This is a genomic window from Saccharothrix lopnurensis, assembly GCF_042658445.1.
In the GTDB taxonomy this organism is placed as follows: domain Bacteria; phylum Actinomycetota; class Actinomycetes; order Mycobacteriales; family Pseudonocardiaceae; genus Actinosynnema; species Actinosynnema lopnurensis.
Genome location: NZ_JBHSQO010000025.1, coordinates 21,552 through 35,737 on the forward strand (window position 1 = coordinate 21,552; position 14,186 = coordinate 35,737).

At 75.4% G+C, this 14,186-nt stretch carries 14 protein-coding genes and 1 pseudogene; 10 read left to right on the forward strand and 5 right to left on the reverse strand.

Annotated features, from left to right (window positions below):
* Positions 1–104 precede the first annotated feature (104 nt).
* On the reverse strand, positions 105–1,595 hold the full coding sequence (locus ACFP3R_RS22845; protein ID WP_380638414.1) for a CocE/NonD family hydrolase: 1,491 nt from the start codon (positions 1,593–1,595) through the stop codon (positions 105–107).
* 127 nt (positions 1,596–1,722) lie between these two features.
* On the opposite strand from ACFP3R_RS22845, the gene folP reads away from it, so the two are divergent.
* The 7 genes and pseudogenes from folP (at position 1,723) to ACFP3R_RS22880 (ending at position 6,242) form a co-directional block, all read left to right on the forward strand.
* Entirely contained in the window at positions 1,723–2,586 is an 864-nt protein-coding gene (gene folP / locus ACFP3R_RS22850; RefSeq protein WP_380638415.1) for a dihydropteroate synthase, read from the forward strand.
* A complete protein-coding gene (locus ACFP3R_RS22855) occupies positions 2,586–3,485 on the forward strand; it encodes a glucosyl-3-phosphoglycerate synthase (protein WP_380638416.1) in 900 nt (299 codons plus the stop codon). The genes folP and ACFP3R_RS22855 overlap by 1 nt, the downstream gene beginning before the upstream one ends.
* 219 nt (positions 3,486–3,704) lie before the next feature.
* Entirely contained in the window at positions 3,705–4,043 is a 339-nt protein-coding gene (locus ACFP3R_RS22860) for a PadR family transcriptional regulator (RefSeq protein ID WP_380638417.1), read from the forward strand.
* Positions 4,025–4,702, forward strand: a complete 678-nt coding sequence (locus tag ACFP3R_RS22865; protein WP_380638418.1) for a permease prefix domain 1-containing protein — start codon at positions 4,025–4,027, stop codon at positions 4,700–4,702. Before ACFP3R_RS22860 ends, ACFP3R_RS22865 begins: the two co-directional genes overlap by 19 nt.
* A gap of 27 nt (positions 4,703–4,729) precedes the next feature.
* Positions 4,730–5,008: pseudogene (locus ACFP3R_RS22870) on the forward strand (DivIVA domain-containing protein); the annotation flags it as partial.
* Positions 5,009–5,188: 180 nt separating this feature from the next.
* Positions 5,189–5,602 carry an SRPBCC family protein gene (locus tag ACFP3R_RS22875; protein WP_380638419.1) on the forward strand — a complete coding sequence of 138 codons (414 nt, stop codon included), beginning with the start codon at positions 5,189–5,191 and terminating at the stop codon, positions 5,600–5,602.
* The gene (locus ACFP3R_RS22880; protein WP_380638420.1) at positions 5,595–6,242 is read left to right on the forward strand and encodes a DNA-3-methyladenine glycosylase I; all 648 of its coding nucleotides are present in this window, start codon (positions 5,595–5,597) and stop codon (positions 6,240–6,242) included. The genes ACFP3R_RS22875 and ACFP3R_RS22880 overlap by 8 nt, the downstream gene beginning before the upstream one ends.
* Here ACFP3R_RS22880 and ACFP3R_RS22885 read toward each other — a convergent pair.
* Positions 6,239–7,018 carry an enoyl-CoA hydratase-related protein gene (locus ACFP3R_RS22885; protein WP_380638421.1) on the reverse strand — a complete coding sequence of 260 codons (780 nt, stop codon included), beginning with the start codon at positions 7,016–7,018 and terminating at the stop codon, positions 6,239–6,241. The genes ACFP3R_RS22880 and ACFP3R_RS22885 overlap by 4 nt on opposite strands.
* Positions 7,019–7,038: 20 nt before the next feature.
* Positions 7,039–7,818 (reverse strand): PaaX family transcriptional regulator, encoded by a 780-nt coding sequence (locus ACFP3R_RS22890; RefSeq protein ID WP_380638422.1) that lies wholly within the window; start codon positions 7,816–7,818, stop codon positions 7,039–7,041.
* A gap of 262 nt (positions 7,819–8,080) precedes the next feature.
* Here ACFP3R_RS22890 and ACFP3R_RS22895 point away from each other — a divergent pair, with 262 nt between their 5' ends.
* Together ACFP3R_RS22895 and ACFP3R_RS22900 are read left to right on the forward strand one after the other, a co-directional pair.
* A complete protein-coding gene (locus ACFP3R_RS22895; protein WP_012783412.1) occupies positions 8,081–8,248 on the forward strand; it encodes a DUF3117 domain-containing protein in 168 nt (55 codons plus the stop codon).
* A 127-nt stretch (positions 8,249–8,375) separates the two neighbouring features.
* On the forward strand, positions 8,376–9,857 hold the full coding sequence (locus ACFP3R_RS22900) for a leucyl aminopeptidase family protein (RefSeq protein ID WP_380638423.1): 1,482 nt from the start codon (positions 8,376–8,378) through the stop codon (positions 9,855–9,857).
* A 328-nt stretch (positions 9,858–10,185) separates the two neighbouring features.
* Here the strand turns inward: ACFP3R_RS22900 and ACFP3R_RS22905 are convergent, their stop codons facing one another.
* Together ACFP3R_RS22905 and glgA are read right to left on the reverse strand one after the other, a co-directional pair.
* Positions 10,186–11,544, reverse strand: a complete 1,359-nt coding sequence (locus tag ACFP3R_RS22905) for a hypothetical protein (protein WP_380638424.1) — start codon at positions 11,542–11,544, stop codon at positions 10,186–10,188.
* Positions 11,545–11,645: 101 nt separating this feature from the next.
* Positions 11,646–12,809, reverse strand: a complete 1,164-nt coding sequence (gene glgA / locus ACFP3R_RS22910; RefSeq protein WP_380638425.1) for a glycogen synthase — start codon at positions 12,807–12,809, stop codon at positions 11,646–11,648.
* A gap of 101 nt (positions 12,810–12,910) precedes the next feature.
* Here glgA and glgC point away from each other — a divergent pair, with 101 nt between their 5' ends.
* The gene (gene glgC / locus ACFP3R_RS22915; RefSeq protein ID WP_380638426.1) at positions 12,911–14,125 is read left to right on the forward strand and encodes a glucose-1-phosphate adenylyltransferase; all 1,215 of its coding nucleotides are present in this window, start codon (positions 12,911–12,913) and stop codon (positions 14,123–14,125) included.
* The last annotated feature ends 61 nt before the right edge of the window (positions 14,126–14,186 follow it).

Sequence of the window (14,186 nt, forward strand, 5' to 3'; positions counted from 1 at the left end):
GAGGACCCCAGCCAGAGGACCCCAGCCAGAGGACCCCAGCCAGAGGACCCCAGCCAGAGGACCCCAGCCAGAGGACCCAGCCCGGGAGCCCCCGCCCGCGGGCCTCAGCCGAGCGGCACCGAGAGCGAGGAGTCCGCGCCGAAGGCCACCGACGCGCCGGGGGTGCTGGTCCCGCCGTACCGGGCGTCCACGGCGTCGACGACCAGCACGAGCCGGTTGCCCGCGCCGACCTGCCACACCACCGGCTCCAGGGCGAGGTCGACCACCCGGGTCCCGGTGCCGGCCAGCGTGACGGGCTTGTGCGTGACCAGCGCGCCCAGGCCCAGCGGGTTCACCTCGTACAGGTAGGCGTACAGGGTGGTGGCGGGCGCGCCGGGGGTCACGGTGAGCCGGGCGCGGGGGGTGCCGCTGACGGTGACCGGCTGCCACCTCACCGGGGTCCGCCACACGGCCGCCGCGCCGCGGTCGACCAGCGGGGTGGACACGCCGACCGGGATCCTGAAGAAGCCCTGGAGCGCGCCGGAGAGCAGGACGGTACCGCTCTCGGCCAGCGTCGGCCGGACCGCGCCGATGCGGTCCGCGGCCAGCGGCGCCACCTCGGTGCGCGCGGTGGCCGCCGCCCACGTCGGGTGGCCGCGCCAGGCGCCGCCGTTGGCGGGCTTGAGCTGGACGGGCTGCTCGCGGTCGACGCCGTTGGCCACGCCCTTGAGGTGGTGGTCGAACCAGCGGCCGACCGACTCCCAGATCTCGTTGGGCAGGCCGGCCGCGCCGAACAGCTCGGCGGTGGCGTGGTCGCCGGGGGACAGCATGAGCCGCTTGGGCCCGGTCAGCGCGGTGAAGAAGTCGGTGACCTGGCCGGGCGGGAACAGCCCGTCGTTCCAGGCGTTGCCGATCAGGACCGCGGCCTTGATCGACGACACGCGCGTGGCGGGCGAGCGGGGCGGGGAGATCGGCAGCACGTCGGCGAAGCGGCCCTGCCGGTAGGCGGTCTCGGCCTCGCGCAGCACCGGGCCGGGCCGCCCGGTGAGCCGGCCGGCGGCGAGCAGCAGCTCCACGCCCTGCGCGCTGACGGTCTCGTTCGGGTACAGGGAGCGGGCCAGGTCGGTCCACGTGCTCAGCGCGGTCACCGCCTTGACCCGGGGGTCGGCCGCGGCGGCGAGCAGCGCCTGGCCCGCGCCGTAGGAGATGCCGCCGACGCCGACCCGCGCCGGGTCGCCCGCCGCCTCGGCCACGCCCCAGTCGATGACCCGGCTGACGTCGGCGACGGTGTCCGGGCCGGCGACGTCGATCTCGCCGCCGGAGTCGTGGAAGCCCCGGCTGGTGTAGCTGATGACCACGTAGCCGGACTCGTGGGCGAGCTTCGCGGCCGCGCCCACGTACTCCAGGTTGGGCAGGCCCCAGCTCGACGGCAGCACGATCAGCGGGAACGGCCCGCCGCCGCGCCCGGTGGGCTCGACCACGACCGCCCGGAGCGGGGTGCCGCCCGCGCCGGGGATCGTCTCGTAGGAGGTCCGGAAGCCGGGCGCGGCCTGCGCGGGCGGCGCCAGGAGCAGCGCGAGCAGGGCGGCGAGCAGCAGGGGGAGTGATCGGCGCACGAGGTCCTCCTTGACCGTGACCGGGATCACGCAGGGTGTTACCGGTGAGTAAACCCCATGGGTACTCGTCGGTAGGGTGGAGGTGTGGCGCGGATCACGCGGGGACGGGGCGTGGCACGATGCGGTCATGCTGCGGTTCGGTGCCCGGGAGGTCGCGCACGACCGCGCGCTGGTGATGGCGATCGTCAACCGGACGCGCGACTCCTTCTACGACGGGGGGTCGACGTTCACCGACACCGCCGCCATGGCCGCGGTGGACCGGGCGGTCGCCGAGGGCGCGGACATCGTCGACATCGGCGGGGTGCGGGCCGGCGCCAAGGGCGAGGTGGTGGACGCGGCCGAGGAGGCGCGGCGGGTGGTGCCGTTCGTCGCGGCGGTCCGCGAGCGGCACCCGGACCTGGTGATCAGCGTCGACACGTGGCGGCACGAGGTGGGCCGCGCGGTGTGCGCGGCGGGCGCCGACCTGCTCAACGACACGTGGGCGGGCGCGGACCCGCGGCTGGCGGAGGTGGCCGCCGAGTTCGGCGTCGGCATCGTCTGCTCCCACACCGGCGGCCTGGCGCCGCGCACCGACCCGCACCGGGTGCGCTACCGGGACGTGGTGGCGGCCGTGGCGGGCGAGCTGGTGGAGCGCGCGGAGCGGGTGGTGGCGCTGGGCGTGCCGGCGGCGGGCGTGCTGATCGACCCGACGCACGACTTCGGCAAGAACACCTGGCACGGCCTGGAGCTGCTGCGCCGGCTGGACGAGCTGGTGGGCACCGGGTGGCCGGTGCTGATGGCGCTGTCCAACAAGGACTTCGTGGGCGAGACGCTGGGCGCGGAGGTGGGCGACCGGGTGGAGGGCACGCTCGCGGCGACCTCGGTGGCGGCGTGGACGGGCGCGAAGGTGTTCCGGGCCCACCAGGTCCGGCAGACGCGGCGGGTGCTGGAGATGGTGGCGAGCATCGCGGGCACGCGCCCGCCCGCGCGGGTCCTGCGGGCGCTGGCCTGATGCCCGACTGGTTCGCGGCCAACACCTGGCAGCGCCCGCCGTGGGCGGTCCCGGAGCTGGTGGCCCTCAAGGGCGGCCGCGCGGTGAGCGTGGTGCTGCCCGCGCTGGACGAGGAGGCCACCGTGGGCGGCGTGGTCGCCTCGGTGCGGCCGCTGGTGGGCTCCCTGGTGGACGAGCTGGTCGTGGTGGACTCCGGGTCGACCGACGGCACGGCGGCGCGGGCCGCGGCGGCGGGGGCGCGGGTGGTGCGCCGCCGCGACGTGCTGCCCGAGCTGCCGCCGCGGCCGGGCAAGGGCGAGGTGCTGTGGCGCTCGCTCGCGGCCACCTCCGGCGACCTGGTGGTGTTCCTGGACTCGGACCTGGTGGACCCGGACCCGGGGTTCGTGCCCGCCCTGCTGGGGCCGCTGCTGACCCGGGACGTGCACCTGGTCAAGGGCTTCTACCGGCGGCCCCTGGGCGGGTCGGGCGACGGCGGCGGGCGGGTGACCGAGCTGGCCGCCCGCCCCCTGCTCAACGCGCTGCGCCCGGAGCTGGCCGGGGTGGTGCAGCCGCTGGGCGGCGAGTACGCGGGCACCCGCGCGTTCCTGGAGTCGGTGCCGTTCGCCCCCGGCTACGGCGTGGAGATCGGGCTGCTGCTCGACGCCCACGCCCGCTACGGCCTGGCCGGGATCGCGCAGGTCAACCTGGGGGCGCGGGAGCACCGCAACCGGGACCTGCGGCAGCTGGGCGCGATGGCGGCCCAGGTCACGGGCACCGCGCTGCGCCGCTGCGGCGTGCCGGTCACCTCCGAGGAGCTGACCCAGTTCCTGCCGTTCGACGGGGAGTGGCTGCCCTCGTCGGTGCGGGTGCCGGCGGAGGACCGGCCCGCCATGCGCTCGGTGCTCCAGCGGTCCCGGTAGCGGCCGGGCGTCGCGACCGGCCCGGCGTGGGTGCCGTCCCGGGTGACGCGGCCGTCGCCGCCCGGACCCGCCGCCCGGACCCGCGCGCCCCGGCCCACCGCCGCGCGGCGTCGACGGTCCGAGGGCGTCCACGAGCAGGCAGGTTGTCCGTGGCGAGCCTACGTGGGATCGGGGATTCCCCGAGGCGGACCCAGGCTTCGATCGGTAGACTCACTACGCATGAAGTCCGACGCGCTGCGCGGCCACCTCGACGCGCTGCTCCTGGCCACGCTCGACGACGGGCGGCTGCACGGCTACGCGATCATCGAGGCGCTCCAGCGGCGCAGCGGCGGCGCGCTCGACCTGCCCACCGGCACCGTCTACCCCGCGCTGCGCCGGCTGGAGTCCGCCGGCCTGGTCAGCAGCGAGTGGAGCACCGTCGGCGGGCGGCAGCGCCGCACCTACCGGCTCACCGCCGCCGGCCGCCGGGCGCTGGTCGCCGAGCGCACCGCGTGGCGCGAGTTCACCACCGCGATCGAGGGCGTGCTGGGGGGCGGGCCGTGGCCGGCGCAGGCGTGATCGACGACTACGTCACCGCCCTGGACCGGCGGCTGCGCGGCCCCGACCACGTCAAGGACGACCTGCTCGCCGAGGCCCGCGACAGCCTCGACGACGCCGCCTCCGCCCACCGCGACCGGGGCCTGGCGGACGAGGCCGCCCAGCGGCGGGCGGTCGCCGAGTTCGGGCCGGTCGCCGCCGTGGCCCGCGACTACCAGGGCCTGCTCGGCCTCGCCCACGGCACGCGCACGCTGCGCACGCTGGTGCTGGTCCTGCCGCCGACCCACCTCCTCTGGGAGCTGAACCGGGCCTTCTGGATCGGCGCCTGGCAGGACTTCGACACCCCGCCACCCGCCTGGTACCTGCTGGTCGCCCGGTTCAACGACACCGCGTCGTGGCTGGTCGCGGGCGTGGCCGTGCTCGCCCTGCTGGTCGGTCGGCGGCTCGCGCGCACCACGCTGAGCACCCTGACCCTGGCCAGGCTCGCGGGCGCGGTGGCGGTCGGCGCGGTCGGCGTCGCGCTGGGCGGCAACCTCGCCGTCCTGGCCGCCACCGCCTACCTGGACGCGGCCCGGCTGGTCGTGTCGCCGCCGGTGCTGCCGGCCACCCTGTTCTCGCTGGCCGTGATGCTGCGGCTGGCCGTGCTGGCGCGGCGGTGCGTGGTGTTCTCGTCGCTGTGAGCGGCGGGCGTGTGCCACGATCGTCACGTGACCTCAGCGCTCATCTACATCGTCGTCATGGCGCTCGTCGCGGCCGTGGTCTTCCTGCTGGCCGCGCTGGTGTTCGGGCGGGGCGAGGAACTGGCGCCGCTGCCGCCGGGCGCGTCGCCGACCCGCCTGCCCGCCGACGACGTGACCCCCGAGGACGTGCGGGGGCTGCGGTTCCAGCAGGTCCTGCGCGGTTACAAGATGACCGAGGTGGACTGGGCGGTGGAACGCCTGGCCGGCGAGGTCGAGCGGCTGCGGGCGCGGGTCGCCGAACTGGAGGGCGGGGACGGGCCGGTCGGCTCGCCGCCCGCCGGCCCGTCCGCCGCCTCGCCCGCCGACGTGCCCGCCTCACCCGCCGACCTGCCGGCGGACCAGGCGTCCCCCAACGGCCGGCCCGCCCGGGAGGCCGAGCATGACCCGGCGTGAACCCCGCCCCACCCGACCGGAGGCGACCCCCGCGTGACCCGCCTGGAACTGCGCGTCCACGTCGACGCGCCCGCCACCCGCACCTGGGCCGCGCTGACCGACTGGGACCGGCAGGGCGAGTGGATGCTCGGCACCCGGGTCCGCGTCACCGCCGGCGACGGCGCGGGCGTGGGCAGCGAGCTGTCCGCGTTCACCGGCCTCGGCCCCCTCGGCTTCACCGACACCATGCGCGTCACCGCGTGGGAACCGCCGCTGCGCTGCGCCGTCGACCACACCGGCCGCCTGGTCCGCGGCACCGGCGAGTTCCTGGTCCGCCCGCTCGGCGCGCGCAGCGAACTGGTCTGGGCCGAGGACGTGGCCCTGCCCCTCACCCTGGCGTTCGCGCCGGGCGTGAAGCTGTCCCTGATCCGGTTCGCCCGGTTCGCCCGGGAGTACCCGCGTGGCTGACCGGAACGGCCGCGCGCCGGCCGCCGACCCGGTGCGCTGCCCGTGGGGCCGCAGCACCCCCGACTACGTCGACTACCACGACACCGAGTGGGGCGTGGAGCTGCGCGGCGAGACCGCCCTGTTCGAGCGCATGGCGCTGGAGTCGTTCCAGTCCGGCCTGTCCTGGATCACCATCCTGCGCAAGCGCGAGAACTTCCGCCGCGCCTTCGCCGGGTTCGACCCCGTCGCCGTGGCCGCGTTCGACGACACCGACGTCGAACGCCTGATGGCCGACGCGGGCATCGTGCGCAACCGGGCCAAGATCCTCGCCACGATCAACAACGCCCGCGCCGTCGGCCGGCTCGACGTGCCGCTGGACGAGCTGCTCTGGTCGTTCCGGCCCGAGCACCACACGCGGCCCGCCACCGCCGCCGACGTGCCCGCCACCACCGCCGAGTCCAAGGCCATGGCCAAGGAGCTCAAACGCCGCGGCTTCGCGTTCCTCGGCCCCACCACCTGCTACGCGTTGATGCAGGCCACGGGCATGGTCGACGACCACATCGCGGCCTGCTTCCGCGCCGTCGACGCCGACGGCCCGGCGACCGATGAGCTGTCGACCGACGACCTGTCGACCGGCGGCTCCAACGGCCGGCGGCCCTAGCGGCCGGTGAACCGCGGCGGCCGCTTCGCCACGAACGCGGCCACCGCCTCCCGGTGGTCCGCGGTCGCGCCCGCCTCGGCCTGCGTGCGGGCCTCCACCTCCAGCGCGAGCGCGAGCTCACCCGTGAACGCCATCGCCTCCTTGATCTTGGCGTAGGCGGTGGTGGGCCCGTCGGCGAACCGCCGCGCCAGCTCCCGCGCGGCGGGCAGCGCCTCGCCGTCGGGCACCACCCGGTTGACCATGCCGATCCGCAGCGCCTCCTCCGCGCCCACCGGCTCGGCCAGCAGCATCATCTCCATCGCCCGGCCGTGCCCGATCAGCCGCGGCAGCGTCCACGACGCGCCCGAGTCCGCCGTCAGGCCCACGTTCGCGAACGCCATCAGGAACCGCGCGCCCGCCGCCGCGATCCGCAGGTCGCTCGCGAACGCCAGCGACGCGCCCGCGCCCGCCGCCGTGCCGTTCACCGCCGCGATCACCGGCTTGGGCATCCCCACGATCGCCCTCACCACCGGGTTGTAGTGCCGCTCGACCGTGTGCAGCGGCGCCGGGTCACCCGCCTCCAGCAGCGCGATGTGCTCCTTGAGGTCCTGGCCCGCGCAGAACGCCCGCCCCGCGCCGGTGATCACCACCGCCCGCACCGCCTCGTCCGCGGACGTCTCCAGCAGCACCTCCAGCAGCCGCTCCTTGAGCGCCACGGTGAACGAGTTGAACGAATCCGGGCGGTTCAGCGTCAGGGTGCGCACGCCGTCGGCGTCGTCGACGAGGAGTTCGGACACGGCAGGACCTCCGGTTGCGCTCAGTTCGTACCCAGGCAGTCGTCGACGAACCCGGCCACCGCGGGCGCCAGCCGCGCGGTGTGCCGGTCGAAGAACTCGGCGGCGCCCGCGCCCGGCCACCGCGCGGGCAGCAGCTCGCGCGGCAGCCCCGGGTCGCGGAACAGGAACTTGCGCCACGCGTGCAGCAGCCGCTGCGACGCCGCGAACGCCCCCGCGGGCGACGTACCGTCCACAGCGGACATGACCGGCCCCCACTCGGCGGTGAACCGCGCGTAGTCGCGCCCCAGGTCCGCCAGGTCCCAGGCGCGGGCCGCCAGCTCCGCCGCGTCCCCCTCGTGCTCGCCGAGGAACGTGCCGCCCCGCACCCCCTCGGCCGCCAGCACGTCCGCCAGCTCCGCCGACGGGCGCGGCGAGATCCAGGTCACGGGCCCCAGCGCGCCGTAGCCCAGCAGCTGGAGCGAGGACGCCAGCCGCTCCCGCGCCTCCCGCGCCGGCACCTCCTCCAGCACCACCACGTGCCAGCGACCGTCCCACGTGGACGGCCGGGTGCGGTAGATGCGGGCCGCGGCCTCGTCCAGCCGCCGCTCCGCGCGGGGCGTCATCGCGTAGCCGGGACCGGCCGGCAGCCGCACCGGCGCCAGCCAGCCCTGCCGGACCGTCCGCGACACCGCCGTGCGCACCGCGGGCGCGGCGAACTCCAGCGGCTCCAGCAACCGGACCAGCGCGGCGATCGTCGCCGCGCCACCCCGCTCGCGGAGGTGGCCGCCGTAGACGTCGAAGAGCGCGGAACGGGCTCGCACGAGAGCCGAGTGTGTCAGGGCGGGCCCACGACACGCCACAGGGCGGTGATCGGTCACGGGAGGGTGACGGTTGCCGGCGCGCGCGGAAGTCGTTGCGGCACGGCGATCCTGGCCGTGAACAGGGCGTTGGTCAAGATCGCCTGCGGAGTCCACGGCGGTCGGAAAGATCGGTTCGGTTTCGCAGGTGAGTCCGCATAGGGGAGAATGGGGGCGGTATCCGGCCCTGGTCGGACGGGGAAGATGTTGACGGAGGGAGCACGCGATGGCGGCCATGAAGCCCCGGACCGGCGACGGTCCCCTCGAGGTCACCAAGGAGGGGCGCGGCATCGTGATGCGCGTTCCGCTCGAGGGTGGTGGGCGCCTCGTCGTCGAGATGTCGGCGGACGAGGCCAACGCCCTGGGCGACGCCCTCAAGGCAGCCGCTGGCTGACCAGCCGGAGCGAGACAGCGTCGAGCAGCCCCGGTTTCCACTGTGGAACCGGGGCATCGCTACGTCGGCGCACCACGCCGTGACCAGCGCCTTTCCCCGTGAACACCGCCCCAGCCGAGGAGCACCCGTGCGCGCACCCCTGCCCACCCCGCCGGTCGCCGTCGAGGCGGCCACCACCCTCCGCCGGGGTGTGCCCGCGGTGCTCGTCGCGTTCCCCGGCGACCCCGTGCGCCTCGGTCCGGGCGGCGGCGGGGACGTCCCCACCGGCGTCACCGGCAAGGCCGGCGCCACCACCAGGCACGACGGCACCTGGTACGTCGGCGCGGGCGACGGCGCGCCCGGCGACTGGCGCACCGCGGGCGCGTCCCTGATCAGGGCCCTGCACGGCGACGCCGAGCAGGGCGGCCCCACCTCCCTCGACGTCCGGCTGCCCACCGACCTCGACCCCGCCGCCGTCGAGGCGTTCGCCCTGGGCGCCGCCCTCGGCGGCTACCGCTACCGGATCACCGGGACGGAGGCGCCCAAGCGGGTGAAGTCCCTGCGCCTCGTCACCGCGGCCGCGGCCGCCGTGGACCGGGCCGCCACCCTCGCCGCGGCCACCACGCTGGCCCGCGACCTCGCCAACACCCCGTCCAACGTCAAGGACCCGGCCTGGCTCGCCGCCGCCGCCGTGCGCGCCGCCCGCGACGTCCCCGGCCTGGACGTGCGGGTCCGCGACGAGCGGTGGCTGGCAGATCGGGGCTTCGGCGGCGTCCTCGCCGTCGGCGGCGGCTCCGCCAGGCCGCCCAGGCTCGTCGAACTCACCTGGTCCGGCGGTGGTTCCGGCGGTGGTTCCGGCGGCCCCCACCTGGTCCTGGTCGGCAAGGGCATCACCTTCGACACCGGCGGCATCTCCATCAAGCCCGCCCAGGGGATGCACCTGATGCGCACGGACATGTCCGGCGGGGCCGCCGTCATCGCCGCCCTCGTCGGCATCGCCCGCCTCCGCCTGCCGCTGCGCGTCACCGGCCTGGTGCCGGCCGCCGAGAACCACGTGTCGGGCTCCGCCTACCGGCCCGGGGACGTGATCAGGCACTACGGCGGGACCACCACGGAGGTCACCAACACCGACGCGGAGGGCAGGCTCGTACTGGCCGACGCGCTGGCCTACGCCGTGCGCACGCTGGCCCCGGACCACCTGGTGGACGTCGCCACCCTGACCGGGGCGATGAAGGTCACCCTCGGCGTGCGCACCGGGGGCCTGTTCGCCACCGACGACGACCTGGCGGCCCGGCTGCTCGGGGCCGGCGAGGCGGCGGGGGAGCGGTGGTGGCGCATGCCGCTGCTGGAGGACGCGGCGGAGGACGTGCGCAGCGACATCGCGGACGTCCGCCAGTGCCCTCCCGGGCCGGGCGGCATCACGGCGGCGCTGTTCCTGCGCGAGTTCACCGGGGAGGTGCCGTGGGCCCACCTGGACATCGCGGGGCCGGCGCGGGCGGACAAGGCGTACGACGAGGTCGTGCCGGGTGCGACCGGTTTCGCGGCCCGGACGCTGATCGGGCTGGCCGAGAGCTGGGTCGGTGCGGACGTCGCGGCGGGCGTCGGTGCGGACGGCGACACGATGGGGTGATCATCGGCGGGAGGATGTACGAAAACGGGGGGTCCGGCACTCGGTTAGAGCATGAGGAACCGCGACCCCCGCCACACCCCCGCCGACGTCCACCGCCGTCCCCCACGGGACCCGCCGATCCCGCCTGCCTTGCTGCCCCCGCCGTGCCGACCGCAGCCGAGCGCCCTGAGCCGACCTGCCGCCGGCCCCAGCCCTCGCAGCCCGCGACCGCCGCCGGCCCCCTGAGCCGACCCGCGGCCAGCCCGAGACGTAGCCCGACCGCCGCCGGCCCGAGCCCGCGCAGCCCCACCCACGCCCGAGCCCCGCCGCAGCCCGACCCCGGCGAGGCTCAGAAGTCCAGCGCCACCACCCCGGGCTCCCCACCACCCACGGACACCGTCCCCAGCTGGGGCAACGTCACCGTCCCCGCCATCACGGAGAACCGCACCGACCGCACGTCCTCCGGCACCTCGAACACCACCGCGACCGGCATCGTGTCCCCACCGTGCCGGGCCCCCACGAACCGCGCCCGGCTCCCGTCCGGCAACTCCGCCACCAGCAGCCGCGCGGTCTCCCAGGCCCCCACCACCGTCGGCAGCCCGTGCCCCTGCAACCGCAGCTCCAGCAGCGCCGTCCCGGGCCCCGCCGTGGCCAGCTCGTACTGGTCGCTGAACGCCACCGGCCGCTGCCGCCCCAGCCGCGCCCGCACGACCTCGACCGACCCGGTCGCGGTCCCGACCGTCGCGGGCGTCGACACGGACGTCGACTCCGGCCCGGGTGCCCGCCGCAGCACCCCCGCGACCGCCCCGGCCACCTGCCCGGACGGCACCTCGACCCGCTGCTCCAGCGACTTCGCGCCCACGGTGTTCAGCACCAGCGCCTCGGCCCCGCCACCCCCGGCGGCGGGCACCGTGTAGACCACCAGCACCGACCCCTGCTCCGGCAACCGGTCGGCGGGCAGCCGGTGCCGCCGGCCCGGCACGTCCAGCGACAGCTCCGGCGGCTGCGGCAGCCAGCCGCGCCACGGGGTCTGCCGGAACGCCGAGTCGACCTCGCCGTGCCGCGTCACGGCCAACCGCAGCACCCGCAGCTCGACGCCGTGCTCCGCCCGCAGCTCACCGGCGTCCGTCGACCACGACACGGGCTTCGCGTACCCGGTGACCCGCACCTCCAGCTGGTCGTCCCGGACGAACGCGGACGCCGCCTCCACCTGCTGCCCCTCGTCCGGCAGCACGGCCAGGAAGTCCGGCCCCGCCTCACCGACGCCCTGGTCGGCGGCCGCCTCCCGCCCGTCGGTGCGCACCAGCTTCCCCACCGGCGTGCTCCGCGCGCCGGGCGCGGGCACCTGCGGCGGCTGCACCTCCAGCCGCACCCCGGACCCGGTCCGCTCGACCTCCTTCAGCGGCACCGGCACCCAGTCGGTGGTGGCCGCGGTGCCGGGCACCTGCACCGGGCCGCACCACAGCCGGCTGTCCACGTCGAACAGCTTCCCGGTCCGGGCGAACCAGCAGCTCACGGCCGCCCCGCCGGTGCGCGCCACGTACCCGAAGGACAGCGTGTAGCTCAGCTCCGCCTCGGCCCGCGCCTGCAACGCCGGCGCGTCCAGGACCGGTTGCCCGTCCAGGGTCAACCGCACCTGTTCCGCGCTGAACGCGGGCGTCGCGCACCCCGCGGTCACCAGTGCCAGCAGGAGGACACCCCACCGCATCCACAACCCCCAGTAGTCGACCCCCTACTGGTAAAGGCGATCGCCACCCCTCCGGGTTGCACTCGAACGGCAGTGACGAATATCACACCGGGGTGTGAAGATCAGCTGACGCCGTTCAGGGCGGCCCGGTACACCTCCACCGTCCGCTCCGCGACCGACGCCCACGAGAAGTCGCGCACCGCCCGCTCCCGCCCGGCCGCGCCGAACGCCGCCGCCCGGACCGGGTCGCCCAGCACCTCGTTCACCGCGTCCGCCAACCCCGCCCGGTACGTCTCCACGTCGTCCTCGTCGTAGTGCACCAGCAGCCCGGTCTCCCCGTGCTCCACGACCTCCGGGATGCCGCCCACGTCGGACGCCACCACCGCCGTCCCGCACGCCATCGCCTCCAGGTTCACGATCCCCAGCGGCTCGTACACCGACGGGCACACGAACACCGTCGAGTGGCTCAGCACCTGCCGGACCTCCTCCGCCGGCAGCATCTGCTGGATCCAGAACACCCCCGGCCGCGCCGCCGCCAGCCGCGCCACCGCCCGCTGCGTCTCCTCGGCGATCTCCGGCGTGTCCGGCGCGCCCGCGCACAGCACCACCTGCGCGTCGGGGGCGAACCGGTGCGCGGCGGCGACCAGGTGCCCGACACCCTTCTGCCGAGTGATCCGCCCCACGAAAGTCACGATCGGTCGCCCCGGGTCGATGCCGTGCCGCTCCAGCGCGTCGGTCTCCGGCACCGGCCGGTAGGCCACCGCGTCGATGCCGTTGCGCACCACGTGCACGCGCGCCGGGTCCAGCGCCGGGTAGCAGTCCAGCACGTCGGCCCGCATCCCCTCGCTCACCGCGATCACCGCGTCCGCCGCCTCGTACGCGGTGCGCTCCACCCACGACGACACCCGGTACCCGCCACCCAGCTGCTCCGCCTTCCACGGCCGGCGCGGCTCCAGCGAGTGCGCGGTCACCACGTGGGGGGTGCCGTGGAGCAGTTTCGCCAGGTGACCGGCCATGTTGGCGTACCAGGTGTGGGAGTGCGCGAGCTGCACGCCACCCAGCGCCGCCGCCATCTCCAGGTCCACCGACAGCGTGGCCAGCGCGGCGTTCGCCCCCTCCAACCCGGGTGCCGGGACGTGCGCCCGGGCGTCCGCGCGCGGACCACCGAAGGCGTGCACGTCGACCTCGATCAGCTCGCGCAACCTCGGCACCAGGAAACCGACGTGCACCCCGGCGCCGCCGTAGACCTCCGGCGGGTACTCACGTGTCAGCAGTCCAATTCGCACCGGCTCACCGTAACCCCGCGGCCCCGGCAGCCGGGTGAACGGCGGCGGCTGCGTTAGTTCGCCGTTGGTGAGGTGGTGCTCACCCGGTTAGGGTCGTTGCTGTGAAAGGGCAACCGCACGTTCTGGGAATTGTCCTCGCCGGGGGCGAGGGCAAACGGTTGTGGCCGTTGACCGCCGACCGGGCAAAACCGGCGGTGCCCTTCGGCGGGAACTACCGGCTGGTGGACTTCGTCCTGTCCAACCTGGTGAACGCGGGTTTCGTCAAGCTCTGCGTGCTCACCCAGTACAAATCCCATTCCCTGGACCGGCACATCTCCACCACCTGGCGGCTGTCCAATGTGCTCGGGCAGTACGTCACGCCGGTCCCGGCACAGCAGCGGCTCGGCCCCCGCTGGTACACCGGCAGCGCCGACGCCATCTTCCAGTCGCTGAACCTCGTCAACGACGAGAAGCCGGAGCACGTGGTGGTCTTCGGCGCCGACCACGTCTACCGGATGGACCCCGGCCAGATGGTCGAGCAGCACGTCGAGACCGGCGCGGGCGTCACCGTGGCGGGCATCCGGGTGCCGCGGGCCGAGGCCAAGGCGTTCGGGTGCATCGACTCCGACGAGTTCGGGGTGATCACCCGGTTCCTGGAGAAGCCCTCCGACCCGCCGCACGTGCCCGGCGACCCGGAGGTCACGTTCGCCTCGATGGGCAACTACGTCTTCCGGACCGAGGCGCTGATCGAGGCGCTGCGCACGGACGCGGCCAACCCCGACTCCGACCACGACATGGGCGGCGACATCATCCCGATGCTCGTCGACCAGGGACGGGCCCACGTCTACGACTTCGGCGACAACGGCGTGCCCGGGGAGACCGACCGCGACCGCGGGTACTGGCGCGACGTCGGCACCATCGACGCCTACTACGAGGCCCACATGGACCTGGTGTCGGTGCGACCGGTGTTCAACCTCTACAACCAGGCGTGGCCGATCCGCACCGCGACCCCGCCGCTGCCGCCGGCGAAGTTCATCGCGGGCGGCAGCGCGGAGGACTCGATGGTGGGGCCGGGGTCGATCATCTCCGGCACCGTGCACGGGTCGGTGGTGTCGTCGGACGTGGTGGTCGAGACCGGGTCGGTGGTGCAGGGCAGCGTGCTGCTGCCCGGCGTGCGGATCGGGCGCGGCGCCGTGGTGCGGCGGGCGATCCTGGACAAGAACGTCGTGGTGCCGGACGGCGCGCTGATCGGCGTCGACCCCGCGATGGACCGGCAGCGGTACACGGTGTCGGCCGGTGGGGTGACCGTGCTCGGCAAGGGCATCACGGCCGAGTGACGCGGGGCGGCGGGGCCTGGCCGTGGGTGCCGGGCCCAGCGCCCCCCGTCCCCGTCCCCGC

Bases quoted from the DNA above. Each gene is read 5' to 3' on its own strand.
- ACFP3R_RS22855 (WP_380638416.1), top strand. From the start codon at position 2,586: ATGCCCGACTGGTTCGCGGCCAACACCTGGCAGCGCCCGCCGTGGGCG.
- folP (WP_380638415.1), top strand. From the start codon at position 1,723: ATGCTGCGGTTCGGTGCCCGGGAGGTCGCGCACGACCGCGCGCTGGTG.
- ACFP3R_RS22860 (WP_380638417.1), top strand. From the start codon at position 3,705: ATGAAGTCCGACGCGCTGCGCGGCCACCTCGACGCGCTGCTCCTGGCC.
- ACFP3R_RS22905 (WP_380638424.1), bottom strand. From the start codon at position 11,544: ATGCGGTGGGGTGTCCTCCTGCTGGCACTGGTGACCGCGGGGTGCGCG.
- ACFP3R_RS22895 (WP_012783412.1), top strand. From the start codon at position 8,081: ATGGCGGCCATGAAGCCCCGGACCGGCGACGGTCCCCTCGAGGTCACC.